The organism is Microbacterium sp. SL62 (assembly GCF_026672635.1).
GTDB lineage: Bacteria > Actinomycetota > Actinomycetes > Actinomycetales > Microbacteriaceae > Microbacterium > Microbacterium testaceum_A.
This window is the reverse complement of sequence record NZ_JAPPRM010000001.1, coordinates 292,043-318,710: the sequence shown is the minus strand read 5'-3', so window position 1 is coordinate 318,710 and position 26,668 is coordinate 292,043. Positions and strand designations below refer to the sequence as shown.

Annotated in this window: 25 protein-coding genes and 1 pseudogene; 10 read left to right on the top strand and 16 right to left on the bottom strand. The window is 70.5% G+C overall.

What is annotated here, in order from left to right:
- The first annotated feature begins 36 nt into the window (after positions 1–36).
- Positions 37–2,235 carry an ATP-dependent Clp protease ATP-binding subunit gene (locus tag OVA26_RS01390; RefSeq protein ID WP_268102627.1) on the top strand — a complete coding sequence of 733 codons (2,199 nt, stop codon included), beginning with the start codon at positions 37–39 and terminating at the stop codon, positions 2,233–2,235.
- A gap of 73 nt (positions 2,236–2,308) precedes the next feature.
- The gene (gene rraA / locus OVA26_RS01385; RefSeq protein ID WP_268102626.1) at positions 2,309–2,776 is read left to right on the top strand and encodes a ribonuclease E activity regulator RraA; all 468 of its coding nucleotides are present in this window, start codon (positions 2,309–2,311) and stop codon (positions 2,774–2,776) included.
- 190 nt (positions 2,777–2,966) lie between these two features.
- On the opposite strand, the gene OVA26_RS01380 is transcribed toward rraA, so the two are convergent.
- Positions 2,967–3,551, bottom strand: coding sequence for a nitroreductase family protein (locus tag OVA26_RS01380; RefSeq protein WP_268102625.1), 585 nt, complete (start codon positions 3,549–3,551; stop codon positions 2,967–2,969).
- 159 nt (positions 3,552–3,710) lie between these two features.
- On the bottom strand, positions 3,711–5,072 hold the full coding sequence (locus OVA26_RS01375) for a glucose-6-phosphate dehydrogenase (RefSeq protein WP_268102624.1): 1,362 nt from the start codon (positions 5,070–5,072) through the stop codon (positions 3,711–3,713).
- 113 nt (positions 5,073–5,185) lie between these two features.
- On the opposite strand from OVA26_RS01375, the gene OVA26_RS01370 reads away from it, so the two are divergent.
- Genes OVA26_RS01370 through OVA26_RS01360 form a run of 3 tightly spaced genes read left to right on the top strand, consistent with a single transcriptional unit; the run spans position 5,186 to position 8,185 of the window.
- A complete protein-coding gene (locus tag OVA26_RS01370; RefSeq protein WP_268102623.1) occupies positions 5,186–6,967 on the top strand; it encodes a glycoside hydrolase family 15 protein in 1,782 nt (593 codons plus the stop codon).
- A gap of 40 nt (positions 6,968–7,007) precedes the next feature.
- The gene (locus OVA26_RS01365; RefSeq protein ID WP_268102622.1) at positions 7,008–7,790 is read left to right on the top strand and encodes a hypothetical protein; all 783 of its coding nucleotides are present in this window, start codon (positions 7,008–7,010) and stop codon (positions 7,788–7,790) included.
- A 14-nt stretch (positions 7,791–7,804) separates the two neighbouring features.
- Positions 7,805–8,185: a VOC family protein gene (locus OVA26_RS01360; protein WP_268102621.1), complete on the top strand. Its 381-nt coding sequence runs from the start codon at positions 7,805–7,807 to the stop codon at positions 8,183–8,185.
- A 6-nt stretch (positions 8,186–8,191) separates the two neighbouring features.
- Here OVA26_RS01360 and OVA26_RS01355 read toward each other — a convergent pair whose 3' ends face one another.
- The 5 genes from OVA26_RS01355 to OVA26_RS01335 form a co-directional block, all read right to left on the bottom strand.
- Positions 8,192–9,349 (bottom strand): hypothetical protein, encoded by a 1,158-nt coding sequence (locus OVA26_RS01355; RefSeq protein WP_268102620.1) that lies wholly within the window; start codon positions 9,347–9,349, stop codon positions 8,192–8,194.
- A gap of 97 nt (positions 9,350–9,446) precedes the next feature.
- Positions 9,447–10,583 (bottom strand): ABC transporter permease, encoded by a 1,137-nt coding sequence (locus OVA26_RS01350; RefSeq protein ID WP_442786047.1) that lies wholly within the window; start codon positions 10,581–10,583, stop codon positions 9,447–9,449.
- On the bottom strand, positions 10,580–11,464 hold the full coding sequence (locus tag OVA26_RS01345) for an ABC transporter ATP-binding protein (RefSeq protein ID WP_268104846.1): 885 nt from the start codon (positions 11,462–11,464) through the stop codon (positions 10,580–10,582). Before OVA26_RS01345 ends, OVA26_RS01350 begins: the two co-directional genes overlap by 4 nt.
- Positions 11,465–11,687: 223 nt before the next feature.
- A complete protein-coding gene (locus tag OVA26_RS01340) occupies positions 11,688–12,365 on the bottom strand; it encodes a response regulator (RefSeq protein WP_268102619.1) in 678 nt (225 codons plus the stop codon).
- Positions 12,358–13,617 carry a sensor histidine kinase gene (locus tag OVA26_RS01335; protein ID WP_268102618.1) on the bottom strand — a complete coding sequence of 420 codons (1,260 nt, stop codon included), beginning with the start codon at positions 13,615–13,617 and terminating at the stop codon, positions 12,358–12,360. The genes OVA26_RS01340 and OVA26_RS01335 overlap by 8 nt, the downstream gene beginning before the upstream one ends.
- A 144-nt stretch (positions 13,618–13,761) precedes the next feature.
- Here OVA26_RS01335 and OVA26_RS01330 point away from each other — a divergent pair, with 144 nt between their 5' ends.
- Complete coding sequence (locus tag OVA26_RS01330; RefSeq protein ID WP_268102617.1) at positions 13,762–14,334, top strand: NADPH-dependent FMN reductase; 573 nt, start codon at positions 13,762–13,764, stop codon at positions 14,332–14,334.
- An 85-nt stretch (positions 14,335–14,419) separates the two neighbouring features.
- Here OVA26_RS01330 and OVA26_RS01325 read toward each other — a convergent pair.
- The 3 genes and pseudogenes from OVA26_RS01325 to OVA26_RS01315 form a co-directional block, all read right to left on the bottom strand.
- Positions 14,420–15,678: pseudogene (locus OVA26_RS01325) on the bottom strand (RNA polymerase sigma factor).
- A gap of 6 nt (positions 15,679–15,684) precedes the next feature.
- A complete protein-coding gene (locus OVA26_RS01320) occupies positions 15,685–16,110 on the bottom strand; it encodes a YciI family protein (RefSeq protein ID WP_056224684.1) in 426 nt (141 codons plus the stop codon).
- A gap of 116 nt (positions 16,111–16,226) precedes the next feature.
- The gene (locus OVA26_RS01315; protein ID WP_268102616.1) at positions 16,227–17,072 is read right to left on the bottom strand and encodes an exodeoxyribonuclease III; all 846 of its coding nucleotides are present in this window, start codon (positions 17,070–17,072) and stop codon (positions 16,227–16,229) included.
- An 83-nt stretch (positions 17,073–17,155) separates the two neighbouring features.
- Here OVA26_RS01315 and pyrE point away from each other — a divergent pair, with 83 nt between their 5' ends.
- The gene (pyrE, locus tag OVA26_RS01310; RefSeq protein WP_268102615.1) at positions 17,156–17,734 is read left to right on the top strand and encodes an orotate phosphoribosyltransferase; all 579 of its coding nucleotides are present in this window, start codon (positions 17,156–17,158) and stop codon (positions 17,732–17,734) included.
- Positions 17,735–17,881: 147 nt separating this feature from the next.
- Here the strand turns inward: pyrE and OVA26_RS01305 are convergent, their stop codons facing one another.
- From OVA26_RS01305 to OVA26_RS01295, 3 genes are all read right to left on the bottom strand, one after another.
- Positions 17,882–18,028 (bottom strand): hypothetical protein, encoded by a 147-nt coding sequence (locus OVA26_RS01305; RefSeq protein ID WP_176786312.1) that lies wholly within the window; start codon positions 18,026–18,028, stop codon positions 17,882–17,884.
- Positions 18,029–18,046: 18 nt separating this feature from the next.
- The gene (locus OVA26_RS01300) at positions 18,047–18,877 is read right to left on the bottom strand and encodes an HAD-IIA family hydrolase (protein ID WP_268102614.1); all 831 of its coding nucleotides are present in this window, start codon (positions 18,875–18,877) and stop codon (positions 18,047–18,049) included.
- A 111-nt stretch (positions 18,878–18,988) separates the two neighbouring features.
- A complete protein-coding gene (locus OVA26_RS01295) occupies positions 18,989–19,159 on the bottom strand; it encodes a CsbD family protein (RefSeq protein ID WP_055832729.1) in 171 nt (56 codons plus the stop codon).
- A gap of 192 nt (positions 19,160–19,351) precedes the next feature.
- Between OVA26_RS01295 and OVA26_RS01290 the strand changes: the two genes are divergently transcribed.
- Positions 19,352–20,299, top strand: a complete 948-nt coding sequence (locus tag OVA26_RS01290; protein ID WP_056224676.1) for an SDR family NAD(P)-dependent oxidoreductase — start codon at positions 19,352–19,354, stop codon at positions 20,297–20,299.
- Between the two features lie 56 nt (positions 20,300–20,355).
- Here the strand turns inward: OVA26_RS01290 and OVA26_RS01285 are convergent, their stop codons facing one another.
- Entirely contained in the window at positions 20,356–20,991 is a 636-nt protein-coding gene (locus tag OVA26_RS01285; protein WP_056224675.1) for a metal-dependent transcriptional regulator, read from the bottom strand.
- Positions 20,992–21,000: 9 nt separating this feature from the next.
- Positions 21,001–22,344 carry an Nramp family divalent metal transporter gene (locus OVA26_RS01280; protein WP_268102613.1) on the bottom strand — a complete coding sequence of 448 codons (1,344 nt, stop codon included), beginning with the start codon at positions 22,342–22,344 and terminating at the stop codon, positions 21,001–21,003.
- Between the two features lie 234 nt (positions 22,345–22,578).
- Between OVA26_RS01280 and OVA26_RS01275 the strand changes: the two genes are divergently transcribed.
- Positions 22,579–23,169: a TrmH family RNA methyltransferase gene (locus OVA26_RS01275; RefSeq protein WP_268104845.1), complete on the top strand. Its 591-nt coding sequence runs from the start codon at positions 22,579–22,581 to the stop codon at positions 23,167–23,169.
- 60 nt (positions 23,170–23,229) lie between these two features.
- Here the strand turns inward: OVA26_RS01275 and OVA26_RS01270 are convergent, their stop codons facing one another.
- Entirely contained in the window at positions 23,230–24,564 is a 1,335-nt protein-coding gene (locus OVA26_RS01270; RefSeq protein ID WP_268102612.1) for an MATE family efflux transporter, read from the bottom strand.
- A 103-nt stretch (positions 24,565–24,667) separates the two neighbouring features.
- Here OVA26_RS01270 and OVA26_RS01265 point away from each other — a divergent pair, with 103 nt between their 5' ends.
- Positions 24,668–26,647, top strand: a complete 1,980-nt coding sequence (locus OVA26_RS01265; RefSeq protein WP_268102611.1) for a M13 family metallopeptidase — start codon at positions 24,668–24,670, stop codon at positions 26,645–26,647.
- Positions 26,648–26,668: the final 21 nt, after the last annotated feature.

Genomic DNA, 26,668 nt, shown 5'->3' with positions numbered 1-26,668 from the left:
CAACTCAAGTTTGCGAGCAGACTTTCAGGAGACCACATGAACGCCACTCAACAGCCGGGGCAGGAGGACGCGCGCAGCGCCCTCGAGCAGTTCGGCATCAACCTCACCGACCGGGCCCGTCAGGGCAAGCTCGACCCCGTCATCGGGCGCGACGGCGAGATTCGTCGCGTCAGCCAGGTGCTCACCCGGCGCACCAAGAACAACCCCGTGCTCATCGGTGAACCCGGCGTCGGCAAGACCGCCGTCGTCGAGGGCCTCGCCCAGCGCATCGTCGCGGGCGACGTCGCCGAGAGCCTCAAGGACAAAGAGCTCGTCTCGCTCGACATCTCGGCCCTGGTGGCCGGTGCGATGTACCGCGGGCAGTTCGAGGAGCGCCTCAAGAGCGTCCTCAAAGAGATCACCGAGTCCGACGGTCGCATCATCACGTTCATCGACGAGCTGCACGTGCTCATGGGCGCGGGTGGCGGCGAGGGTTCGGTCGCGGCCTCGAACATGCTCAAGCCCATGCTCGCGCGCGGCGAGCTGCGCCTGATCGGTGCGACCACGCTCGACGAGTACCGCGAGTTCATCGAGAAGGATGCCGCGCTGGAACGCCGGTTCCAGCAGGTCTACGTCGGCGAGCCTTCGGTTGAGGACACCGTTGCGATCCTCCGCGGCCTCAAGGAGCGGTACGAGGCGCACCACAAGGTCGCGATCGCCGACGCGGCGCTGGTGGCCGCGGCATCCCTGTCCAACCGCTACATCCCCGCGCGTCAGCTGCCCGACAAGGCGATCGACCTGATCGACGAAGCCGCATCGCGCCTGCGCATGGAGATCGACTCGGCCCCGCTCGAGATCGACGAGCTGCGTCGCCACGTCGACCGCCTCAAGCTCGAAGAGCTCGCGCTGAAGAAAGAGAAGGACGACGCGTCGAAAGAGCGCCTCGCCACGCTCCGCGAGACCCTCGCCGCCGAGCAGGCCAAGCTCGACGACCTGCAGGCGCGGTGGGAGCGCGAGCGCGCTTCGCTCAACCGCGTCGGCGACCTGAAGACCCGGCTGGATGCCGCTCGCGTCGACGCCGAGCGCGCGCAGCGCGAGGGCAACCTCGAGCGGGCGTCGCGACTGCTGTACGCCGAGATCCCGGCGCTGGAGCGCGAGCTCATGGTCGCCGAACGCGAAGAGCCCGCGGGCGACCGCATGGTCAACGACCAGGTCACCGACGAGGACATCGCGGCCGTCATCGCGGCGTGGACGGGCATTCCGGTGGGACGCCTGCTGCAGGGAGAGACCGAGAAGCTGCTCAACCTCGAGCGCGAGCTCGGCCGGCGCCTGATCGGACAGCGGGATGCCGTGAAGGCGGTGTCCGACGCCGTTCGTCGCTCGCGCGCGGGCATCAGCGACCCGCACCGACCGGTCGGATCGTTCCTGTTCCTCGGCCCGACCGGTGTCGGCAAGACCGAGCTCGCGAAGTCGCTCGCCGACTTCCTCTTCGACGACGAGCACGCCATGGTGCGAATCGACATGTCGGAGTACGGCGAGAAGCACTCCGTCTCGCGCCTGGTCGGTGCCCCTCCGGGCTACATCGGCTACGAGCAGGGCGGCCAGCTGACCGAGGCCGTGCGCCGTCGGCCGTACTCGGTGGTGCTGCTCGACGAGGTCGAGAAGGCGCACCCCGAGGTGTTCGACGTGCTGCTGCAGGTCATGGACGACGGTCGACTGACCGACGGCCAGGGCCGCACCGTGGACTTCACCAACGTCATCCTGGTGCTCACCTCGAACCTCGGCTCGCCCATCCTCATCGACCCGACCCTGTCGATGGACACCAAGCGCGAGCAGGTGCAGGCGCTCGTCCGTCAGGCCTTCAAGCCGGAGTTCGTGAACCGTCTCGACGACATCGTGATCTTCCAGGCCCTGAGCCAGGACGACCTCGCGCAGATCGTCGAGCTCGCCGTCGACGCGCTGCACAAGCGTCTTCGCGAGCGCCGGCTGAGCTTGGCGGTCACCCCCGACGCCCGGTCGTGGCTGTCCGAGCGCGGGTACGATCCGGTGTACGGCGCCCGTCCGCTGCGGCGTCTCATCCAGACCGAGATCCAGAACCGCCTCGCGATGGCGATCCTGGCGGGCTCGGTGCGCGACGGAGACGTCGTGCGGGTCGACGTGGCCAGCGACGGTGACTCGCTCATGCTCGTGAGCACCGGTCCCGCCGCCGAAGAACCCGGAGACGACGACGTGATCGAGGCCGAGATCGTCGAGTAGAACCCCGTCCAGAAGAGCGGATGCCACCACGGCATCCCCTCTTCTGGCCTACCGGCCCCGTTAGCCTGGCGCCATGACGATCGCAACGGCCGACCTGTACGACGAGCGCGGCGACGAACTCGACTCGCTTTCTCTCGCGATGATCGACCTCGGCGGGCACGTCGCCTTCGACGGACCGATCCGCACCGTCCGCTGCCACCGCGACAATGCGCTGGTCAAGAGAGTGCTCGCGACCCCCGGCGACGGAGCCGTGCTCGTGGTCGACGGCGGTGGTTCGCTCGAGTCGGCGCTCGTGGGCGACCTGATCGCCGCGTCCGCGGTCGACAACGGGTGGGCGGGGGTCATCGTGAACGGGGCGATCCGCGACCGCGCGGCGATGGCCGAGCTGCCCCTGGGGGTCAAGGCGCTCGGCTCGAACCCCCGCAAGAGCGCGAAGGACGGCGCGGGCGAGGTCGACGTGACGGTGACCATCGCGGGGGTCGTCTTCGCGCCGGGACGCCACGTGTGGGCGGACGCCGACGGGGTGCTCGTGGAGCGCTGAGCGCGCGTTCCGAGAGCCGACGCGTCCTACGCGAGAGTGACGGCGCGTCGGCGGAAGCCGCTTCGGCGCGGCCCGGGCACCTCCTCCGCCCGTCGGGCCGGGCGCCCATGAGGAACGCCGCCCGAGCGAGACACGATGCAACGGTGCGTGTCTCACTCGAGACGGCGTTCTTCGAGCGGGATGCCGGGGCTCAGTCGTCGACGAGCAGCGACTCCTCGACCGTGCGACGCTGGCGAGGGGCGAGCTCGCGCTGACGCAGGCCCTCTTCGGCCGCGTCGACGTCGCCGAGCGCGCCGACGGCGATCACGGTGACCGGGGTGAAACGCGCGTCGATGTCGAAGGCGGCGCGCAGGTCGTCGGCCACGAAGCCGCCCATCTGGTGGGTCGAGAGGCCCTCGGCGTGCGCCTGCACGGTGAAGTGCGCGGCGGCCTGGCCGCTGTCGTAGAGCGCCCAGGTGCGCGCTTCGCCGTCTTCGGTCTCGGCTTCGGCGAGCACCACGAGGAGAGCGCCGGCGTCGGGTGCCCAGGCCTGGTTGAAGCCCATGAGAGCCGAGACGACCTTCTCGTGGGCGGCGGTCCCGCGGCGCGCGACGATGAAGCGCCACGGCTGGAAGTTCATGCCCGAGGGGGCCCAACGGGCGGCCTCGAGGGCGGAGCGCAGAGCGGCTTCGTCGATCGGCGTCTCGGGGTCGAAGACGCGGGTGCTCCAGCGCTCGGCGAGCACATCGAGGATGGGAGCGTCGGTGGGGGCGGTGCGGTCGAGCGTGAGAGACATGGGTTCTCCTGAGAACGGGGACGGATGCGGGACGCCGTTGACCCGCACCATTGAACGCCGTCGCCGCGCGACGTGTTCCCGTGTGAACTTATGCGTCTCTGATGAGGAGCCGACCCTCATCCCGCGACGCCGGGTGATGGCGGCGTGCCGCGGGATCGGTCAGTCGTTCCAGGACGACGGTCCCGCGGTGCCCGCCGGGTACTCGTCGAGAGGCACCTCGTTCTTGCGCCACGCGTCGATGACGGGCTGCACGATGCGCCAGCACTGCTCGGCCGCGTCGCCGCGGACGGCGAGCATGGCGTCTCCGTCGAGAATGCCCGAGAGCACCTCGCCGTAGGCCTTGAGGGCGCCCTCGCCGAGGTGGGTCGACAGGTTCACCCGCTCGAGGTCGAGCGGGTCGTCGGCGCCGTTGATGTTCAGGCCGAGGCTGATCGTGTCGGGGCCGAGCGAGAACACCATCTCGGAGGGCTCGCTCTCGCCGACGAAGCCGACGGGGAGGTGCCGCACGGGCTTGAACGCGACCGTGACGGCCGGGTCGCCCGCGCCGAGCGCCTTGCCGGACCGCAGCAGGATCGGAACCCCCTGCCAGCGGGCCGTGCGCACCTCGACGGTCATCTCGGCCAGGGTCTCGGTGCCCCGCGACGCGTCGACGCCCGGCTCGTCGACGTACGAGGGGAAGTGGCGGTCGCCCACATCGCCCGCGGTGTAGCGTGCGCGGCGGGAGTTCGCGACCGGGTCGTCGTCTTTGACGTGCGTCGCACGCAGGACCGCCGAGGTCGCGTCGCGCAGGTCGAGTTGATCGAGGGATGCCGGGGGCTCCATCGTGACGAACGCCATGACCTGCAGCAGGTGGCTCTGGATCATGTCGACCAGGGCGCCGGCGGCGTCGTAGTACCCGGCCCGGCCTTCGAGGCCGAGGGCCTCGGGGAAGTCGATGCGGATGGACGCGATGTCGTCGGCCGACCAGACGCTCTCGATGATGCGGTTCGCGAAGCGCGTTCCGAGCAGGTTCAGCACGGTCGAGCGGCCGAGGAAGTGGTCGATGCGGAAGACCTGGTCTTCGGGCACGAGGGTCGCCAGCTGCGTGTTGAGCGTGTGAGCGCTCGCCTCGTCGGTGCCGAACGGCTTCTCGAGGGCCAGGACCGTGCCCTCGGGGATGGTCACGTCGCTCAGCGCGAGGCAGGCCTTCTCGGTGACGGCCGGGGGCACGGCGAAATACAGCGCGGGGCGGCCCTCGGCGTCGTCGAGGAGCTTCTGCAGATCGTCGGCCTTCGTGATGTCGGCCTGCGAGTACGTCGTGTCGGAGACCGCGGCGAATGCGGAGTCGGCATCCATCGTCTGGAAGGCCTTGCGCACGACCTCGCGCCAGTGCTCGTCTGTCCAGTCCTCCATGCCCGCCCCGTGCAGGCGCACCGATCGCTTCGGTTCGCGCGAGAGCAGCTGGCCGAGGGCCGGGAGAAGCAGTCGCGAGGTGAGGTCGCCCGAAGCGCCCAGGATGATCAGGGTGGTGTCCGCCGCCATGGGGCCACCGTAGCGCTCGGGTGCGACATCGCCGTGCCGCTTGCAGCGGGCGCATGGATGCCACTAGCGCGATGTTCGGCCATGATGTCGGCGCCACCTGCCACAATCCGAGGGTGACGACTCCGATCGAGGACTACGCGGTCCTCAGCAACTGCCGATCCGCCGCCCTCGTCTCCTCCGCCGGGAGCGTCGACTGGTTGTGCCTGCCGCGGTACGACAGCGGGTCGATGTTCGGTGCCCTGCTCGGCGACGAGTCCCACGGGGCCTGGTCGCTGCGCCCGGCCGATCCCGAGGCGCGGGCGACCCGCCGCTACGACGGGGACACCTTCGTCCTCGTCACGCGATGGGAGACCGCTACGGGAGTCGCCGACGTGTACGACGCGATGCCGGTCGACGAGGGCGTCGAGGCGCTCATCCGGCGCGTGGTCGGGGTGTCGGGCGAGGTCGACTTCGTCAGCGAGGTGCGGCTCCGCTTCGATTACGCCCGCGCCGTGCCGTGGGTGCGCCAGGTGGGCCGTGGCGACGAGCACGCCATTCTGGCCGTCGCCGGACCCGACGCCGTCACCCTCCGGGGCCCCCGCCTCATCGCCGTCGACACCGCTCACCGCGGCCGATGGACGACGGTCGCGGGCGCGAGCGTCGACTCGGTGCTGGCGTGGGGGCCGTCGTGGCAGGAGCCCCCGGCGCCGTTCAACGTCGAGGCGGCGCTCGAGCGGACCCGCGAATGGTGGGCCGCGTGGGCCGACCGGGTGCAATCGGCCGGTACGCACGCGGCACTCGTCACCCGCTCGCTCATGGTGCTCCGCGCCCTCACCCACTCCGAGACGGGCGGCATCGTCGCGGCGGCGACCACCTCGCTCCCCGAGGCGTTCGGCGGCTCGCGCAACTGGGACTACCGCTACGTCTGGCTGCGCGACGCCGCCCTCACCCTGAGCGCGTACATCGATCACGGGTACCTCGACGCGGCTCATCGCTGGCGCAATTGGCTCCTGCGGGCGATCGCGGGCGATCCGGCGGACGTGCAGATCATGTACGGCATCGCGGGGGAGCGCGACCTTCCCGAGCGCGAGATCTCCGGTCTTCCCGGCTACGGGGGCGCGGCCCCCGTGCGCATCGGCAACGGCGCGGTCGATCAATATCAGGCCGACGTCATCGGCGAGGTCATGGTGGCCCTCGAGGCGGCTCGTGATGCCGGCGTCGAAGAGACGACGTTCTCGTGGGCCCTTCAGCGTGCCCTGCTCGACCAGCTGGCCGGTGAGGTCGATCGCCCCGATCTCGGCATCTGGGAGATGCGCGGCGAGCCGCACTTCTTCACGCACTCGCGGGCGATGGTGTGGGCCGCGTTCGACCGCGGCATCCGGGCCGTCGAAGAGGGCGGGCGCGATGGCGACGTCGAGACCTGGCGCACCCTGCGCGACCGGGTCCGGGCCGAGATCGATGCGCGCGGCGTGCACGCCGGCGGGTGGTTCACCCAGCACTTCGACACCGACGAGGTCGACGCCTCGCTGCTCGTGCTGCCGCAGGTGGGTTTCTGCGCCTACGACGACCCGCGCATGCTCGCCACCGTGGCGCGCATGGAAGAGACGCTCATGCCCGACGGCTGGCTGCTGCGGTACCGGACGACGGGTGTCGACGGTCTCACCGGCGACGAGCACCCCTTCCTCGCGTGCTCGTTCTGGCTGGTCGGCCAGTACGCCCACAGCGGGCGCCGCGATGAGGCTCTCGCTCTCATGCAGCGGCTGACCGCCGTGGCCAACGATCTCGGCCTGCTGTCCGAGGAGTACGACCCGACGACCGGTCGACAGGCCGGGAACACCCCGCAGGCGCTCTCGCACCTCGCTCTGGTGGGCGCCGCCGACGCCCTCGACGCCACGGCGCCGGCCCGCGAGGACTGAGTCGGGCCCGGTCGCGCCGGCCCGGGCCTAGAGTCAACGCATGGACGACGACGTCGAGCTGCACCGCCTGCGCGAGCGCGTGTACGGGGCCGAGGGGGCCACGGCGACGCCCGACATGATCGAGCGCCTCGCCGAGCTCGAGGAACGCGCACGTCGCTCTGCCGTCCCCGTCACGGTCGCGGCGCCCGCCCCCGTCGGAGCGCTCGATCCCACGCGGCCCTCGTCCCCCGTCGGCCCACGGGCCGACCCCTCGACGGCCTCTGACGTCTTCGCCTCCACACTCGGCACGTCGACACCGGACGGCGACGCGGACCGCACCCGCGCCACGATCCCGGATGCCGCCTCCTCGCCGCCGCGCCGCCTCCTCCGCATCATCGCGACCGTCGTCGGCGCCCTCGTCGTGCTCGGGATCGGCATCGCGATCGGGGCGAGCACGGCACCGACCGTGGCGGCGACCCCCGACCCCGCAGCGGCGGCTCTTCCCGAATTGACGTTCCCCCAGACGGTCGAGGACGTCATCTCGGCCGAGATCCTGCGCGACAGCGGGATCGACGCCGGGAGCACGCGCTACATCGCCACGGTCAGCGACTTCCGCATCTACCTCGCCCAACCCGACGACGGGGACGGGCGCTGCATCGTGACGTTCACGTCCACCGACAACCGTCCGTGGTCGGCCGGGTGCGCGAGCGGAGCGCAAGAGGGAGCCGCGATCTTCGGTGTCGACGAGAGTTTGACCGTCGCGATCGGCGACCCCGACGGTTCCGACGTCACTGGCATCCCGATCCGTCTGTCACCGAGCGTCACGGCCTACGTGGCGCAATAACGAAGGAGGACATCATGTTCCGTGCAGATGGCGCGTTTTCGGGGTTCGCGGTCGACGACCTCGAGGCCGCTCACCGCTTCTACGCGGACACCCTCGGACTCCGGGTGGAGGTGCTCGAGGGGTCGGGGTTCCTCACGCTCCATCTGGGGTCCGGAGGGCGTGTCCTCGTCTACGGCAAGCCGCACCACGAGCCCGCGTCGTTCACCGTGCTCAACTTCCCGGTGGCCGACGTCGAGGCGGCCGTCGACGATCTGCGCTCGCGCGGCGTCGACACGAAGATCTACGACGACGCCGACTTCCCGACGGACTCGCGCGGGATCATGCGCGAGGGCGGTCCGCTGATCGCCTGGTTCCGCGATCCGGCGGGAAACGTGCTCGCCGTCCTCGACGAGTGACCGGGTTCACCCGATCGGGGTGAGCCGGCTCCCGTCGGCCGAGAGGGTGAAGGACGCTCTGCGGTAGTCGTCGCTGAGTCCGAACGAGACGTCAGGGAGCCCCACGCTTTCGTTGAACGTGGGGCTTTCGATATCGCCGTCGCTGGTGCGCCTGATGGACACCGGCGCGCCTTCGATCGGAAGGCCGCTCTGGTCCGAGGCTTCCTGAAGGGCGGGCCACACCCGGTCGAGTGCGAGGTCGCTCCACGAGAACTGCTCCTCGGCGACACGGGGCTGGCTCAGCGCGGCTCCGTCGTGGGTGACACGCCCCGCGCGGAAGCTCCATTCGTCGGTCGCCTGTTCCCCGGCGCGGATCGGGGCGTCGACGATCACGGCATCCGGGGTCACGACGATCGAGACCACCTGATCGTGGCCGATCTCGGCCTGCAAGGCGCGCTTCGCCGTCTGCAGGGAGTCGGGGGTGCGCATGTCGGCGCTCCAGCGGCCGTCCTGCCACGCGGCGACCGTGAGGGCGATGCCGTCGCGATAGGGCAGGAGGACCACGGTCGCGGCCACGATCGTGGCCACCGCGAACAGGGCCAGGCGCCACGGCCGCCCGCGACGACCCACGCCGAGCAGGGGGCCGCTCCGGCGTCCGTTGCGGACGCGGGTTCCCGCTTCGATCGGCCGCAGCTCGACCGCGGATCGGGCCGGCACGACGAGTCGCTCCCGCTCGGTGGGGGAGAGCTCGCCGTCGGCGAAGACGACCTCGGGGCCGCCGTCGAGCAGGATCACGACATCGCGCTCGAGGCCCGGCTGATACGCGGCGAGTTCGACGAGAGGGACGATCCGACGGAGGGTGGTCGCCCACGCTCCGCCGTCGAGGGCGATCACGGTGACGTCGATCTCGCACACCGGCTGGTCGTTGACGAGGGTGCCGGTCTGGCGGACCCCGTCGATGCGCGCGCGCCCGAGACGGCGAGCGTCACGGGCCGCGGTGACCGCCGCCGGTGAGGGGAGCGCGGGAGACAGGGACTTCGCGACGCTGACGAGCACGGTCGAGATGATGAAGACCGCGAGAGCGATACCGAAGATCCCGAAACCCGTTTCCTGATCCCCGAGGGCGGCTACCGCGAGACCGCCGAGGACGGCTCCGAGCGCGAGGAAAGCGAGCAGGCGCAGCATGTCATCGAGCCTAACGATGACTCTTCACGACGACGAAAAGGGCGGGTGGATGCCGAAGCCGCAGCATCCACCCGCCCGCCGACCGGGCCCGAACCGGTCAGCCCCGCAGAGCCTCGCCGAGCTTGACGCGCGCCCCCATGCGCAGCAGCGAGTTGCGGTAGATGCGCGCGGCGACGCCGATCGCGAGCACGCAGGAGGCGAGCAGCACGAGGAGCGAGAGCACGGGCTCCCACCACTGCGCGTCGCCGAGGTACATGCGCAGCGGCATCCCCACCGGGGCCGAGAACGGCACGTACGACATGATCGTCAGCACGACGGGGTTGTCGTTGAAGAAGATCACGAGGAAGTACGGCGCCATGATCAGCATGGTGATCGGGGTGGTCGTCGCCCCGATGTCCTCCTGGCGCGAGACCATCGCCGCGGCCGCGGCGAACAGCGCCGCGAGAAGGACGAAGCCGAACAGGAAGAAGATCGCGAACCACGCGATCGGGGCGCCGAGAGCGTCGAGCACCCCGGCCTGACCGGTGACGGCCAGTCCCACGACCGCGACGGCGGCGAGCAGAACGATCTGGGCCATCGCGAGGATCGTGTTGCCGAGCACCTTGCCCGCGAGCAGAGCCCGCACGGGGATCGCCGAGATGAGGATCTCGACCACGCGCGTCTGTTTCTCTTCCACCACGCTCTGCGCGATCGTCCCGCCGAAGGTCGTCGCCGCGATGAGGAAGACGATGCCGAAGGCCAGCGCGATGAAGTACCGCAGCACGTCGGCGGCGTTCGACCCGGGCTCGAGGCGGTCCACCGGCGGGGTGTCGCTCAGCATCTGCAAGAGCGTCGAGGGGACGCTGTCCTTCACCACGACGGTGAAGTCGAACGCCGATACCGACGATCCCGAGACCAGGGCGGCATCCACCGTCCCCTCCGTCACGAGGGCGCGCGCGGCGTCGTCGCTGTCGGCGACCGTCACTTCGAGGTCGTCGAGACCCGACACAGCGCTCTGCGTCTGCGAGGTGACGGCGACCGGGATGCCGCTGGAGCTGGCGTTCGAGGCGGTGAAACCGCCCCAGAGAACCGACGCGAGGGCGGCGACGATGAGGATCGCGGTCGAGATGACGAAGGCCTTGCTGCGCAGCTTCGAGCCGATCTCGCGCTCGGCGACCAGCCAGATACTGTGCAGTTCGCCGGGCGCGCGCCGCGCCGCGGCCGGCGACGTGCGGGTGGGAGTCGACGTGCTCACTGGATGACCTCCTTGAAGATCTCGGCCAGGGTGGGGCGCTGAGGAGAGAAGCTGGCGACGTCGTCGCGACCGACCGCGTCGCGCAGCACGCGCTGGGCGGTGAGGTCGTCGTCGGCGTCGAAGAGGGCGTATCCGCCGTCGAAGTCGATCACCTGCACCCCGGGCTCGTCGCGCAGCCACCCGGTGTCGCCGCGCGAGACCAGCTCGTAGCGGTGGGTCGCGTGCTCGGCGCGGAGGCCTTCGCGGCTCCCCTTCGCGCGGATCGTGCCGTCGGCGATGATGACGAGGTCGTCGCAGAGGCGCTCGACGACGTCGAGCTGGTGCGACGAGAACAGCACGGCCGCGCCGTCGGCGGCCTTCTCCTGCAGCACGCCGGCCACCACGTCGACCGCGAGCGGGTCGAGACCCGAGAAGGGCTCGTCGAGGATCAGCACCTCGGGCTCGTGCACGAGCGAGGCGGCGATCTGCGCGCGCTGCTGGTTGCCGAGCGAGAGCGTCTCGATGAGATCGCCGAGGCGCTCGCCGAGGCCCAGGCGCTCGAGGAGCGTCGTGGCCTTGCGGGTCGCCTCGGTTTTGCCGAAGCCGTGCAGCCGCGCGAGGTAGGCGATGTGCTCGGCCACCTTCATCTTCGGGTACAGCCCGCGCTCCTCGGGCATGTAGCCGAAGCGGCGCCGGTCAGCGGTGGTGACCGCCGCGCCGTTCAGCTCGACGGTGCCCGCGTCCTTGCCGAGCACTCCCAGCGCGATGCGCATCGTCGTGGTCTTTCCCGCGCCGTTGCCGCCGACGAAGCCCGTGAGGCGCCCGGGGGCGACGTCGAAGCCCACGCCGTCGAGCACGCGGCGTCCGCCGTAGCTCTTGGTGATGCCGTCCAGATGGAGCACGATCCATCCCTTCTTCTCGATGTCTCCCACGCTAGGGATCGCCGATGCCGCGCCGCCTCCGCCGTAGGGCGGTTCTGCGGCTCCACCGTGAGGGGGAGGGGTGCGGCCCGCCACAGCGCCGCCGAGCTCACCCGCGTCCGTCGAGATGACCCCGGGTGCCGCCGAACGGTCGATGGGCTCGCGGGTCGTCTCGGTGCCGAGGTGGCGCTCGACAGCGCCGCCGTCAGGCCAGGCCGTGCCGGTGCGCCAGCACCACGGCCTGCACGCGGTCGCGCGCGCCGAGCTTCTGCAGCACGTTCGACACGTGCGTCTTCACCGTCGCCTCGCCGATGAACAAGCGCGCCGCGATCTCGGCGTTGCTGAGCGCTTCGGCGACGAGGGACAGCACCTCGCTCTCGCGCTCGGTCAGCGGCTCGCTGAGGTGCAGCGGTTCGATGGTGGCGGAGGGAGGGGATGCCGGCACCTCGGCGTCACGCGTCGCGAAACGCTCGATGACCCGGCGGGTGACCTCGGGGGCGAGCAGAGCATCGCCGGATCCGACGATCCGGACGGCCGACACCAGCTCCTCCGGCCCCGCGTTCTTGAGGAGGAAGCCGCTGGCCCCGGCGGCCAGCGCCGCGAAGAGGTAGTCGTCGCGGTCGAAGGTCGTGACGATGAGGACGGCCGCCTCCGATGCGGGGTCGGCGGTCAGCTGCCGGGTCGCTTCGAGGCCGTCCATGTCGGGCATCTGCACGTCCATGCAGATGACGTCGGGTCGCAGACGGGCCGCGGCGGCGAGGGCCTCGACCCCGGATGCCGCCTCACCCACCACGTCGATGTCGGGCTCGAGCGACAGGATCGTCCGGAATCCCGCCCGCATCATGGCGTGGTCGTCGACCAGGAGAACGCGCAGCTCAGACATTCGCCATCTCCGCCGTGGCGAGGGGCACACGTGCCCGCACGAGGTATCCGCCGCGTGAGCGCGGCCCGATCTCGATCGTCCCGCCCGAGACGGCGGCGCGCTCGCGCATGCCGAGCTGACCGAGGCCCGGGGTCGCGGGGCCGCTGCGCCCGGTGTTCGAGATCTCGAGCTCGACGGCATCCGATTCGAACCGGAGGCGCACGTCGGCTGTCGCATCGGGACCCGCGTGGCGACGGGCGTTGGTCAGCGCTTCTTGGGCGATGCGATAGAGATTCACCTGCACGAGGGGTGGCGGGTCGCACGCGGGTTCGCCGACGAGGGTGAAGGTCGTCGGAAGCCCTGCGGCGGTGGCGTCATCGACCAGCGACGGGATCGACGTCAGGCCATGGGTGGTGGGGGCGGTGTCGGGGGCGCTGTCCGACCCCGGGGCGCGCAGCGTCTCAAGCAGCTGGCGCAGCTCGTGAAGAGAGGTGCGCGCCGAGCTCTCGACGCTCGAGAGCGTATCTCGAGCGGCGTCGGGGTCGCGGGTCAGGAGCGAGCGGGCGACGCCCGCCTGAACGCCCATGAGTGACACGTGATGGGCGACCACGTCGTGCAACTCGCGCGCGATGCGCACGCGGTCGAGGGCCACGGCCTGCGCCGCGGTCACTTCGCGCTCGGACTCGAGCTCCGCGGTGCGCTCTTCGAGGGCCGCGCGCTCGCGCATCTGCTGGTAGGAGCGGTCGCCGAAGTAGTAGGCGCCCCCGAAGAACAGAGCGTTCACCCCGATGGTGAGCAGTTGGTACGCGACGAAGGGCGAGAACGACCCCGCCCGAGAGAAGGCCCCCTCGACCTCTTCGCCGACGGGGAGCGTGGCCTGCTGGAACATGACGACGAACAACCACGCGAACATGCCCACGATGAGGGCGATGCGCACGATCGTCGCGCGCCGGCGGTTGGTCTCCCACGCGCCCACCGTGTACAGCGCGATGAACATGGCGATGTTGCCGGCGTAGAGCTCGGGGATGCGGAAGGTCACGGCGAGGAAGTACGCGAAGGTCACGATGACCGCCGCCACCGACGGCCACCGTCGGCGGAACGCCAGCGGGACCGCGAGCACGGCGACGTAGCCGAGCGCCACGGCGAGAGAGCCCTGCTGGTCGCCGTAGATACCCGATATCGACGACAGCACCGCACTCAGCACGCCCCCGAGGAACAGCACGACCGCGAGCACGATGTCGTTGCGCTGTTGCGCGCGCGTGAGTCGTGGCATCCCTCCACGCTAGAGCGGACCGCCGACACCTGCATCCCCCGCGAGGCGGAGTCAAGAGGAGGGGGAATACAGGTTCGATCGTGATGCTTGCACGTGAATGAGTTCGGGCGCCCGGCGCCCCCGTCGTCCAGAAAGAGGATCATCGTGACCGACTACACGATCGGCTACATCGTCGGCAGCATCTCCAGCACCTCGATCAACCGCCGTCTGGCGAAGGCACTCGAGAAGGTCGCTCCCGAGGGAGTGACGCTGAAGGAGATCCCGATCAAGGACCTGCCCTTCTACTCGCCCGACTACGACGGGAACTTCCCCGAGGTCGCGACGCAGTTCAAGAAGGCCATCGAAGACACCGACGCCATGTTCGTCGTGACCCCCGAGTACAGCCGTTCGATCCCCGGCGTGCTCAAGAACGCCCTCGACTGGTCGGCCCGCCCCTACGGCGAGGCGTCGTTCAACGACAAGCCCACCGCGGTCATCGGCACCTCGCAGGGCGGCATCGCCACCGCCGCCGGCCAGCAGCACCTGCGCGCCGTGCTCCTGCACTACAACGCCCTCGTCCTCGGTCAGCCCGAGGGCTACATTCAGTCGACCCCCGGCCTGTTCGAAGAGGACGGCACCGTCACCGACGAGGGCACGGCCGCGTTCCTGCGCTCGATCATCGAGGCGCTCGTGACCCTCGCGAAGCGCACCGCTCCCGCCGAGGTCCCCGCCGTCTGAGGCACCCTTCGCGACGGGGTCGGGGGTTCGCCCTCGGCCCCGTCGTCGCGCGTGCCGGGGTCCTGTCCGCGTCGAAGGACCGGCCCTACCCCTCCGACTCTCCGTCGAAATCGCGAGCCAGCGCCTCGGCCTTGCGTCGGAGCAGCGCCGCCTCGCGCTCGTTGCGCGTGAGCCCGGCGGCGGCGAGCAGCTCCGCGCGCGCCTCGGCCGATCGCCCCAGGCGCGACAGCAGCTCACCCCGCACCGACGGGATGAGGTGCGACCCCTTCATCGTCCCGGTCGCCGAGAGCGCGTCGACGGCCGCGAGGCCTTCGAGGGCACCGGATGCCATGGCCACCGCGACCGCGCGATTGAGCGCCACGACCGGATTGGCTCCGAGCCGACCGAGCGCGTCGTAAAGCTGCACGATGCGCGGCCAATCCGTGGTGTCGACACTCGGGGCCTCGGCGTGACACAGGGCGATCGAGGCCTGCAGCTGGTACGGCCCGGCGTTTCGGCCGAGGGTTTCGGCGCGTTCGAGAAGCATCCGGCCGCGCGCGATCGCCGACCGGTCCCAGCGCCGACGGTCCTGGTCGGCCAACAGCACGGCATCGCCGTTCGCATCGACGCGGGCGGCGAAGCGCGACGCCTGCAGCTCCATGAGCGCCGACAGCCCGAGCACTTCCGGCTCGCGGGGGAGCAGACGACCGAGCACGCGCCCCAGCCGCACGGCCTCGTGCGCGAGCTCGGTGCGCAGCACCGCGTCACCGGTGCTCGCGGCGTAGCCCTCGGTGAAGATCAGGTAGATCACCGCCAGCACGGCGGTCCGTCGAGCGGGCCACTCAGACGGCTCGGGCACCTCGAACGGCACCCCGGCCGCGCTCAACGCTTTCTTGGCGCGCACGATCCGCTGCTGCATGGTGGGGACCGGTACGAGGAAGAGGCGTGCGATCGCCTCGGTGTCGAGACCGCCGACGACCTTGAGGGTCAGCGCGACCTGCGCGTCGCGGGCGAGCACCGGGTGGCACGCCGTGAACACCAGGCGCAGCACGTCGTCGTCGATGGGCTGCCACACGGCATCCGCCACCTCGTCGAGATCGGCGCCGATGAGCTCGTACTTCTCGCCGCGCACCCGCTCGCGACGCCACCCGTCGATCGCGCGGCGCTTCGCGACAGCGGTGAGCCAGGCCCCGGGTTGTGCGGCACGCCCTCGCGGGGCCACTGCGCCAGGGCCTCGAGCAGAGCGTCGTGCGCAAGGTCTTCGGCGGTGGGCAGATCACCGACCACGCGCGCGAGCGTCGCGACGATGCGGGCGCCTTCGATGCGCCAGATCGCCGCGACGCGTCGCGAGAGGTCGTCGGTCACGTCGGGTCAGCGCGCGGCCTGCTCCTCGCGCCAGCCCTCTTCCTTCTGGATGTACTCGTTGTCGGCGAAGGCCGCGAAGTCGGTCTCGTCGGTCACGCGGCGCACCTCGAGCGTGTTGCCCGCGATGAGAGGCGCGCGTCGCGCCCATTCGACGGCCTCGTCCTTGCTGGAGACCTCGATGATCCAGAAGCCGTTGAACAGCTCATGGGTCTCGCCGTAGGGGCCGTCGGTGACGACCGGCTCCTCACCGCCGAACTCGACGACGAAGTTCTTGCTCATGTCTTCGGCGAGGCCGTCGCCGGCGACGAGCACCCCCGCGTTGACCATGGACTCGTTGTACGCGCCCATCTCGTTGATGACCTGCTCGAACGGGATCTTCTTGTACTCCGCGTACGCCTCGTCGGTGCCGCGCATGATCAGCATGTACTTCATCGTCGTCTTCTCTCGTCGGTGCTCCGGGGAACCGTTCCCCTACTATCGCGTCGAACGGGCACCGAAGGAATCGACAGGGTGCGGAAAAGAGTTTCCGGATGCCGCTGCGGCGGCGCTCAGCCGAAGATCATCGGCAGGTCGTCCTCGTCGTCGGCGCCCGAGAGGTCGAGGTCGGCGACCACGGGCACGTGGTCGCTGGGGACTTCGCCCTTGCGCTCGTTGCGGTGGATCTCGGCGCCGTGCACCGCGTCGGCGAACGCCCGCGAGCCGAGGATGAAGTCGATGCGCAGGCCCTCGTTGCGGGGGAAGCGCAGCTGCTTGTAGTCCCAGTAGGTGTAGCCGGTGGGGATCAGCGGACGCACGACGTCGGTGAGGCCGGCGGCCTCGAAGGCGCGGAACGCCTCGCGCTCGGGCGGGGAGACGTGGGTGGTCGCGCCCTCGACGACCGTGGGGTCGCCGTTGTCGTCGTCGGTCGGGGCGATGTTGAAGTCGCCGGTCAGCGCGAGCGGCAGATCGGGGCTCTTCTCGAGGGTGTCGGCCGTGTACTGGCGCAGCTTGTCGAGCCAGTCGAGCTTGTAGACGTAGTGCGGGTCGTCGAGCCCGCGCCCGTTGGGCACGTAGAGGCTCCACACGCGCACGCCGTTGACGGTCGCGCCGATCGCGCGCGCCTCTTGCGGCAGGTCGGGGCCCTCTTTGCCCTTCTCGAACCCGGGCATGCCGGGGAAGCCGATCTCGACGTCTTCGAGGGGCTCGCGGCTCGCGATGGCGACGCCGTTCCACTGGTTCAGGCCGTGCGCGGCGACGTGGTAGCCGGCCTCTTCGAACGCCGCGTAGGGGAACTGCTCCGTCTTGCACTTGATCTCCTGCATCGCCAGCACGTCGATGTGCTCGCGCACGCAGAACTCGACGGTGCGGGCGACGCGGGCACGGATGGAGTTGACGTTCCAGGTGGCCAGGCGCATGGCATCCAGCCTACTTTCGGCCGCCGACATCGGCGGCCAGGGTGACCCCGGCGTTATCCGTATGGAGCACTAAACTCGGGGCCGTGACCACCGCCTCCACGCCCGAGCTCGAAGCCGACCGTCAGGCCCTCATCGGCCTCATCAAGGACGAGGCGGTGTTCCACGGCGACTTCACCCTCTCGAGCGGCAAGAAGGCGACGTACTACGTCGACATGCGCAAGCTCACCCTCGACCACCGCGCCGCTCCCGCGATCGGCCGGTTGGTGCTCGACCTGGTGAAAGACCTCGACGGCGTCGTCGCCGTCGGGGGACTCACGCTCGGCGCCGACCCCATCGCCAACTCCGTCATGCACGAGTCGGTGCACGCCGGTCGCCCGCTCGACGCGTTCGTCGTGCGCAAGGAGCCCAAGGACCACGGCCGCGGCCGCCAGATCGAGGGCGCCGATGTGAAGGGCAAGCGCGTCGTCGTCGTCGAAGACACCTCGACCACGGGCCAGTCGGCGCTCAAGGCCGTCGAGGCCCTGCGCCGCGAGGGCGCCGAGGTCGTCGCCGTCGCGGTCGTCGTCGACCGCAAGACCGGCGCTCAGGCCGCGATCGAGGCCGAGGGCCTGCAGTGGCTGGGGTCGATCGACCTCGACGACCTGGGCCTCGCCCCGCAGTAGGCCCGCCGCGTCACCAAAACAGGCTGGTGCGCTGGGAACAGGCCGATTCCGCGCGAATCTTCCTGTCGCGGTGACACCCCCTGTTCTCGTGACGATCAGGGGGTGGATGCCGACCCCTCGCCGCCCCGAACGGCGCGACAGCCGTGCTCAGGGCGCGTCGTCTCCCGGCCCATCGAACGGGTCGCGACGACCGCTGCCGCCGCGACGCGAACGGCGCCACTGCACGATGAAGGCGACGAGTGTTCCCGCCGTGATGACGAAGGCGACGATCAGCCAGAGAGTGCGGTCGTCCATGATGTGGTCTCCTCGGGCTCAGAGTCCCGCTTCGAGGCCCGCTTCGCCGTCGGCGAGATCGGTCTCGACGGGTTCGGCGCGCACGAGTTCGGCGACCGAGCCCAGGATCTCGTCGGGGCGGAACGGGTAGCGCTCGATCTCGCGCTGGTCGCTGATGCCGGTCATCACGAGCACCGTGTGCAGGCCCGCCTCGATGCCGGCGACGATGTCGGTGTCCATGCGGTCGCCGATCATGCCGGTGTTCTCGCTGTGGGCGCCGATGCGGTTGAGGGCGGAGCGGAACATCATCGGGTTGGGCTTGCCGACGATGTAGGGCTCCTTGCCCGTGGCCTTGGTGATCAGGGCCGCGATGGCTCCGGTGGCGGGCAGCACTCCCTCGGTCGAGGGGCCCGTGGCATCCGGATTCGTCGCGATGAACCGCGCGCCCCCGCGGATGAAGCGGATCGCCTTCGTGATCGCTTCGAACGAGTAGTTGCGGGTCTCGCCCACGACGACGTAGTCGGGGGTGGTCTCGGTCATGATGAAGCCCGCCTCGTGCAGGGCGGTGGTGAGCCCCGCCTCGCCGATGACGAAGGCGGAGCCGCCGGGCATCTGCGACTTCAGGAAGTCGGCCGTGGCGAGCGCCGACGTCCAGATCGACGACTCGGGGACGACGAGCCCCGACGCCCGCAGACGGGCGCTGAGATCGCGCGGGGTGTAGATCGAGTTGTTCGTCAGTACGAGGAACGGCGTGCCCTCGGAGCGCCACTGCGCGAGCAACTCTGATGCTCCGGCGATGGGCGTGTTCTCATGGACGAGAACGCCGTCCATATCGGTCAGCCAGCACTCGATGTCGCCTCGGGTCCGCATGGGGCCCAGCCTAGACCCGGCCACCGACACGCTCCCAGGGGGTGATTTCCCCGTGAATGAGCGCGGGCGGGCCCGACCGGAGTCGTGGCCCGCCCGTCCGCGGAAGCCGACTTACTTGAAGGTGTCCTTCACGTTCTCGCCGGCCTTCTTGGCGTCGGCCTTGACCTGGTCGGCCTTGCCTTCGGCGGCGAGCTTGTCGTTGTCGGTCGCGTTGCCGATCGCTTCCTTCGCCTTGCCCACGATGTCCTGAGCGGCGTTCTTGATCTTGTCGTCGAGACCCATGATCTGACTCCTTCTTGTCGTGTCGGCGTCGGCGGCGGGAGTATCTCGTCGCGACGGAGCGGGTTGCTCACAGAGGAGACGCACCCCGAGCGGGATTCGTCACGCGAGGTCGCGAAAAACTTTTCGTCGGGCGGTATTCCGTCTGCGGAATGCACCCGTGACGGACGGGCTCGATCTCGTTAGGGTCGAAGGGTGACGCGAACCGAATGGGACCCCGAGAACCTCCCGAACCTCTCCGGGCGGTCCTATCTGGTCACGGGCGCCACGCGCGGGCTCGGCTTCTTCGCCTGCGAGCAGCTCGCCGGCGCCGGAGCCCATGTGCTGCTGACGGGGCGCAATCCCAACAAGATGTCCGCGGCCAAGGCCGCGATCAAGCGATCGACTCCGGATGCCAGCATCGAGACGCTGCTGCTCGACACCAGCAACATGGGCTCGGTGCGTGCCGCCGCTGCCACGGCCCGCGCGCGCGGGCGCCTCGACGGTCTGCTGCTGAACGCGGGCATCGTCCACCCGCCCAAGGAGCGCGAGACCGCCGGCGGCCACGAGTTGGTGTTCGCGACCAACGTGCTCGGGCACTTCGCGCTCGCCGGCGAGCTGCTCAAGCCCCTGGCCGCTGCGCGCGGTCGCATGGTGTGGGTCGGCAGCATGTCGACCTCGCTGTGGCGCCACGTCCCCACCGACCCCGAACTGCGTGAGGGTTATTCGCCCTGGCGCGCGTACGTGCAGTCGAAGGCGGCGACGACCGCTCTGGCGCTCGAGGCGCAGAAGCGCCTGATGGCTCACGGCGTCCCGGTCGAGAGCCTCGTCGCGCACCCCGGGTACTCCACGAGCGGCCGGACCCGCGGAGTGCGCGGGGTCAACGAGCCGAGTCGTCTCACCCGCTTCCTCGACAACCTGCAGGCCCCGATCACGCAGTCCAAAGAGCAGGGGGCCTGGGCGCTCGTCCGCGCGCTCGTCGACCCTCTCGCCGAGGGCGGCTCGATGTACGGACCGGCGCTGGTCGCGCGGGGCGCACCGCGAGTGGCGACCCCCGCTCGTCGGACGCGCGGCGGAGAGCTCGGCGCCGACCTGTGGCGCGCGTGCGAGACGGCGACGCACGTGCGGTGGCCGTTCGATCGGGCCCGACGCGCGGCATCCTGAATCCGGGGCTTCACTCGATCTCGGTGAGAGGGCTCAGCTCGCCCCGGTGACGCGTGTCAGCGCGTCAGCCAGACCGAGCTCCCCGCCCCCGCGGGCAACGACACCTCGACGCCGTCGGCGCGCACGACGTCGTCGCTGAGCACCTCGAGTTCATGCCCCACGTCGATGCCGTTCTCCACGAGGGCCCGCAGCAGCTCCGGATCGCGGTCGCTCACGCGCAGGACCCGACCCGAGTGCCCGGCCGGCGCCTCGGCGAGGAGCACGAAGGGTTCGCGGTGCACCGAGCCGTCGGCATCCGGGATGGCATCTCCGTGGGGATCGAAACGCGGGCGGCCGAGCCGCTCGTCGATGCCCTCGAGCAGACGGTCGCTGAGGGAGTGCTCGAGGACTTCGGCTTCGTCGTGCACCTCGTCCCACGAGTAGCCGAATTCGCGCACGAGCCAGGTCTCGATGAGACGGTGGCGACGGATGACGCCCGCCGCACGTCGCCCGCCCGCGGTCGTCAGCGACACCGGTCCGTACGGCCGGTGTGTGACGAGCCCCTGCGCGGCGAGCTTCTTGACCATCTCGGTCACGCTCGACGGCGCGAGGCTCAGCACCGCGGCGAGCTGCGAGGGCGTGATCGGATTGTCCTGCCACTCGGTGTGGTGGTAGATCGCCTTGAGATAGTCGTCGGCCACGGGCGATTCCACTCCGTCAGCCTATCCGCCGGTGAACACCAGCCACAGGAGCAGGGCGTTGAGGGCGATGAGGAAGACGGATGCCAGCACCCCGGCCGCCGTGGTCAGCCCGCGGTTGCAGTACTCGCCGAGCACGTCGGGTCGACGGGTGAGGGCCACGAGCGGGACGAGCGCGAAGGGGATGCCGAACGACAGGACGACCTGGCTGAGGACGAGCGCGAGGGTGGGGTCGACGCCGAGGCCGAGGATGACGAGCGCCGGCACGAGGGTCACGAGGCGCCGGGCGAGCAGGGGGATGCGCGCGTGCAGCAGCCCCTGCATGATCTCGGCGCCCGCGTAGGCGCCCACGGACGTCGAGGCGAGACCGCTCGCGAGCAGCCCCACCGCGAACAGGGTGGCGACGAGCGGGCCCAGTCCGTCGCGCAGGGCCGCGTAGGCGCCCTCCAGGCTGTCGGTGCCGTCGACGCCGGCGAGGTTGGCCGCGGCGAGCAGCAGGATCGCCAGGTTCACGGTGCCGGCGACGGCGAGGGCGATCGTGACGTCCCAGCGCGTCGCGCGCAGCAGACGGGGGGTCGAGATGCCCCGGGCGTGCGCGAGGGTGTCGGCGCGGCTCTGGGCGGTCGCCGACTCCGGTGCGTGGGCGTGCGCCGCGGCGATGCCGCCCGAGGGATCGGCGGGGTCGCCGGTGGGCGCGAAACGGTCGCGGGCGAGAGCGGAGTGCGCGTAGATCGCGTGCGGCATGATCGTCGCCCCGAGGATCGAGGCCGCCAACAGCACCGAGGTGCTGCCCTCGAATCTCGGCACGAGACCGGCGATCACTCCGGTGGGCTCGGGCGGCGCGAGGAACAGGCCGAACGTGAAGCCGACGGCGATCACGAGTAGCAGGCCGATCAGCACCGTCTCGAAGGCCCGCGCCCCGCGCCGCGTCTGCACGAGCAGCAGGCCCATCGAGATGACCCCCGTGATCGCCCCGCCCCACACGAGGGGGATGCCGAACAGCAGATGCAGCGCGACGGCACCGCCGATGACCTCGGCCACGTCGGTGGCCATCGCGACGAGCTCCGCCTGCAGCCAGTAGGCGCGTCGCGTCCACGGGCGGCGGATCCGACGGCCGAGCACCTGGGGGAGGCTCTCTCCCGTGACGATGCCGAGCTTCGCCGAGAGGTACTGGATCAGCCACGCCATGACGTTGCCGAGCACCACGACCCACACGAGCAGATAGCCGAACGTCGCCCCCGCGGTCATGTTGCTCGCGACGTTCCCCGGGTCGAGGTACGCGACGCCGGCGACCATCGCGGGTCCGAGCAGCCAGAGAGCGCGCTGCGGCGCGCGGCGGCGGGGCACGGCATCCGCTGTTTTCGGCATCCCGAAACCGTAGCAATTTTTCGGGCAGCCGAAAAGTGTGCGTGATCACTGAGAGTGCGGCGCACGCCCCGACCGTCCAGTGCCGTCGAGACGAGGTCGCCACCGCACCGCGAGTAGCCTGAAACGGTGACGGATGCCGAGAACCCCCCGCCGTCGCAGGGCGACGCCGCCGAGTCCCGATCGACGGATGCCGACGGCCCGGCGTCGCCGCAGGAAGCGACCCCCACGCACGGCGTGGGCCCGTGGCCCGGGGGCGCGGACGCCTGGCCCGACGATCCGCGCTACGACCGCGACCTGCTCGAGAACGGCGACACCCGCAACGTGGTCGACGAGTACCGCTACTGGAGCATGGACGCGATCGTGGCCGACCTCGACGCGAAGCGGCATCCGTTCCACGTCGCGATCGAGAACTGGCAGCACGACCTCAACATCGGGTCCATCGTGCGCAGTGCCAACGCCTTCCTCGCGGCCGAGGTGCACATCGTCGGCAAGCGCCGCTGGAACCGTCGCGGCGCCATGGTCACCGACCGGTACCAGCACGTGCGCCACCACGAAGACGTCGCCGCCTTCGCCGCCTGGGCGCGCGAGGCGGGGCTGCCGGTGATCGCGGTGGACAACGTCGAGGGGTCGATGCCCGTCGATCGCGCCGATCTTCCCGAGGCCTGCGTCCTGCTCTTCGGCCAGGAGGGACCGGGCCTGTCCCCCGAGGCGATCGAGGCGGCCACGGCGGTCGTCGAGATCACGCAGTACGGATCGACCCGTTCGATCAACGCAGCGTCCGCCGCCGCCGTGATCATGTACGAGTGGTGCCGCCGCTGGGCGTGACCCGCGACAGTCCGCGTCGGGCGGGTGTCCGCGCGGTGCGCGCCCACCCGCGAGGCTGCCTCAGGCGGCGTCGCCCGCGCTCATCCACGACCGGCCGCGCACCCGCAGCCCGAGGGTGAGCGCCCGCGCCACCATGTAGACCCCGAAGAACGCCGCCGACAGCCACGCCAGGCCGACGGCGCCGCCGCCCGCGAACAGCGCCACGAGGATCAACGCCGGAACGTACGGCACGAGGTTCAGCAGCCCGGCGAGAGCGAGGTAGCGCGCGTCGCCGGCCCCGATCAGAACGCCGTCGAGCACGAAAACGAACCCCGCCAGCGGTTGGGCGAGCGCGAGCACGAGCAACGCGGGCTGAATGAGCGCGGCGATCTCGGCATCGCCCGTGAAGATCAGGCCGATGACGCCCGAGGCGGCCGCCAGCACCGCCCCCACCGCCACACCGAACCAGATGCCCCACGCGCTCGTGCGGGTGAGCACCCGCCCCACCGTCACGGTGTCGGCGGCACCCAGAGAACGGCCGATCAGTGCTTGAGCTGCGATCGCGAGGGCGTCGAGCGCGAACGCGGCGGTCGAGAAGATCGTGAACGCGATCTGCCAGCCGGCGAGCTCCGCCGAGCCGAGACCCGTGGCGACGGCGACCGTGGCCAGGAACGCGGCGCGCAGGCTGACCGTGCGCACGAACAGCCAGCCGCCGGAGCGCACCGTGCCGCCGAGGCTCTCCCGTTGGAAGCCGAGGGATGCCGTGTGCACCCGTGCCAGTCGGCGTGCCACGAGCACGTAGGCGCCGACCATCCCCCACTGCGCGACGACCGTGCCGATCGCGGACCCGGCGATCCCCCACCCGAAGCCGTAGATGAAGAGCGCGTTGAGGAGGGCGTTCGCGCCGAAGCCCAGGCCGGCGATCCAGAGCGGGGTGACCGTGTTCTGCATGCCGCGCAAGAGCCCGGTGGCGGCGAAGACCACGAGCATGGCCGGCAGACCCCACATCGAGATCGCGAGATAGGTGCGCGCGTTCTCGGCGACATCGGGGGCGGCGCCGAACAGATCGACGACCGCGGGCGTGACGAGCGAACCGGCCGCGGCCAGCAGCGCGCCCAGGCACAGGGCCAGCCACATGCCGTCGATCCCGACGCGCACGGCACGGCCGTACTCGCCGGCGCCGTAGCGTCGGGCCACCGCGGGAGTGGTCGAGTAGGCGAGGAACACCATGAGCCCCACGATCGTCTGCAAGACGGCGCCCGCGATGCCCAGTCCGGCGAGGGGAGCGACACCGAGGTGGCCCACCATCGCCGCGTCGACGATGAGGAACAGCGGTTCCGCGATGAGCGCGCCCAGGGCCGGCAGCGCGAGCCGCAGGATCGAGCGATTCAGCGTCTCGGGCGGATGGGTGGTCACGGTCCGAGCCTAGAGCGGGGTCCCGACCCCGCCGCGGCGGCGCACCCGCGGCGCGGAGGGCCGTTCCGAGCCGCCGTGGATGTGTGGCACTTATCCTGTCTCCATGACCGACATCCCCCGCTCCGGTCTCGCGCTCGACGAGCTCAGCGACGAGATCCGCCCGCAGGACGACCTGTTCCGCCACGTGAACGGCAGCTGGCTCGAGCGCACCGAGATCCCCGACGACAAGGCCCGTTGGGGCTCGTTCCACCTCATCGCCGAGCAGGCCGAGGCGGACGTGCGCACCATCGTCCAGGAGTCGCAGGACGCCGAGCCGGGCAGCGAAGCCCGCAAGATCGGCGACCTGTTCGCGAGCTTCATGGACACCGACCGCATCGAGGCCGCCGGGAGCGAGCCGCTCGCCCCGCAGCTCGAGCGCGTCGACGGCGTCTCCGACATCCCCTCGCTCCTCCGGCTCATCGGCGAACTCGAGCGCGACGGGATCAGCGGCCTGCTGACCCTCTTCGTCGAGCCCGACCCGGGCGACCCGACCCGTTACGTGCCCGTCGTCTACCAGGGCGGCATCTCGCTGCCCGACGAGAGCTACTACCGCCTCGACAACTTCGCCGACACCCGCGCGGCCTACCGTGCGCACATCGAGCGCATCCTCGAGCTCGCCGGGGTCGCCGAGGCCGCGGCATCCGCCGATCGCACCTTCGCCCTCGAGACCGACATCGCCGCGCACCACTGGACGCGCGAAGACAGCCGCGACTCGGTCAAGACCTACAACCTGAAGTCGTGGGACGACACCGTCGCCCTCGCAGGCGTCGACCTCGAGCCGTGGCGCGCAGGGGTCGCCCCCGGACACGAGGAGGCGCTCGCCGAGGTCGTCGTCTACCAGCCGAGCTTCGTCGAGTCGCTCGGCGCCCTGCTCGTCGAGGAGCGCCTCGACGACTGGAAGGCGTGGCTGCGCTTCAAGATCGTGCACGCCGCCGCGGCGTTCCTCTCCGAGGCGTTCGTCGCCGAGAACTTCGCCTTCTACGGCACCCAGCTCACCGGCGTGCCGGTGAACCGCGAGCGCTGGAAGCGCGGCGTCAGCCTCGTCGAGGCGGCCCTGGGCGAAGCGATCGGCAAGGTGTACGTCGAGCGCCACTTCCAGCCCGCGGCGAAGGACGCCATGGACGGTCTCGTCGCGAACCTCATCGAGGCGTACCGGCGCTCGATCCAGGGCCTGTCGTGGATGACCGATGAGACCCGCGAGCGCGCGCTCGCCAAGCTCGACACCTTCGTGCCGAAGATCGGCTACCCGGTCCGCTGGAAGGACTACTCCGAGCTCGAGATCACCGCGGACGACCTCGTCGGCAACGTCCGTCGGGCGCACGTCTGGGAGCACGACCGCCAGCTCGCCAAGGTCGGCCAGCCGATCGACCGCGACGAGTGGTACATGACCCCGCAGACGGTCAACGCGTACTACAACCCGCTCATGAACGAGATCGTGTTCCCCGCGGCGATCCTGCAGTACCCCTTCTTCGACGCCGATCGCGACGCGGCCGCCAACTACGGCGGCATCGGAGCGGTCATCGGTCACGAGATCGGCCACGGCTTCGACGACCAGGGCAGCCGCTTCGACGCCGACGGGTCGCTTCGCGACTGGTGGACGGATGCCGACCGCTCGGCGTTCGAGGAGCGCACCAAGGCCCTGATCTCCCAGTACGAGGCCCTCGTCCCGCAGGGGCTGAGCGAGGAGCACCACGTCAACGGCGCGCTCACGATCGGCGAGAACATCGGCGACCTCGGCGGGCTGGGCATCGCGATCGCCGCATACCGCCTGTTCCTCGAGAGCCAGGGCGAGACCGACCTCGACGGCCCGGTCGTCGACGGGTACACCGGCATCCAGCGGCTCCTGCTCAGCTGGGCGCAGATCTGGCAGCAGAAGGGCCGCGACGCCGAGACCATCCGCCTGCTCACGATCGACCCTCACTCGCCGAACGAGTTCCGTTGCAACCAGATCGTGCGTAACATCGACGCGTTCTACGAAGCGTTCGAGGTGACCGAGGGCGACGCCCTCTGGCTCGACGCAGACCAGCGCGTCACCATCTGGTGAGGCCCTGTTTGTTGCTCTCCT

Excerpts from the sequence above, each read along its gene's own strand:
- OVA26_RS01295 (WP_055832729.1), bottom strand. The coding sequence starts at position 19,159 with ATGGGTCTCGACGACAAGATCAAGAACGCCGCTCAGGACATCGTGGGC.
- OVA26_RS01300 (WP_268102614.1), bottom strand. The coding sequence starts at position 18,877 with ATGCGGACCCGAGGCGACATCGAGTGCTGGCTGACCGATATGGACGGC.
- OVA26_RS01335 (WP_268102618.1), bottom strand. The coding sequence starts at position 13,617 with ATGCCACGACTCACGCGCGCGCAACAGCGCAACGACATCGTGCTCGCG.
- OVA26_RS01380 (WP_268102625.1), bottom strand. The coding sequence starts at position 3,551 with ATGTCTCTCACGCTCGACCGCACCGCCCCCACCGACGCTCCCATCCTC.
- OVA26_RS01265 (WP_268102611.1), top strand. The coding sequence starts at position 24,668 with ATGACCGACATCCCCCGCTCCGGTCTCGCGCTCGACGAGCTCAGCGAC.
- OVA26_RS01305 (WP_176786312.1), bottom strand. The coding sequence starts at position 18,028 with ATGGACGACCGCACTCTCTGGCTGATCGTCGCCTTCGTCATCACGGCG.
- OVA26_RS01280 (WP_268102613.1), bottom strand. The coding sequence starts at position 22,344 with ATGCCGAAAACAGCGGATGCCGTGCCCCGCCGCCGCGCGCCGCAGCGC.
- OVA26_RS01375 (WP_268102624.1), bottom strand. The coding sequence starts at position 5,072 with ATGGCGGCGGACACCACCCTGATCATCCTGGGCGCTTCGGGCGACCTC.
- OVA26_RS01320 (WP_056224684.1), bottom strand. The coding sequence starts at position 16,110 with ATGAAGTACATGCTGATCATGCGCGGCACCGACGAGGCGTACGCGGAG.
- OVA26_RS01360 (WP_268102621.1), top strand. The coding sequence starts at position 7,805 with ATGTTCCGTGCAGATGGCGCGTTTTCGGGGTTCGCGGTCGACGACCTC.
- OVA26_RS01390 (WP_268102627.1), top strand. The coding sequence starts at position 37 with ATGAACGCCACTCAACAGCCGGGGCAGGAGGACGCGCGCAGCGCCCTC.
- OVA26_RS01315 (WP_268102616.1), bottom strand. The coding sequence starts at position 17,072 with ATGCGCCTGGCCACCTGGAACGTCAACTCCATCCGTGCCCGCGTCGCC.
- OVA26_RS01365 (WP_268102622.1), top strand. The coding sequence starts at position 7,008 with ATGGACGACGACGTCGAGCTGCACCGCCTGCGCGAGCGCGTGTACGGG.
- rraA (WP_268102626.1), top strand. The coding sequence starts at position 2,309 with ATGACGATCGCAACGGCCGACCTGTACGACGAGCGCGGCGACGAACTC.
- OVA26_RS01340 (WP_268102619.1), bottom strand. The coding sequence starts at position 12,365 with ATGTCTGAGCTGCGCGTTCTCCTGGTCGACGACCACGCCATGATGCGG.
- OVA26_RS01355 (WP_268102620.1), bottom strand. The coding sequence starts at position 9,349 with ATGCTGCGCCTGCTCGCTTTCCTCGCGCTCGGAGCCGTCCTCGGCGGT.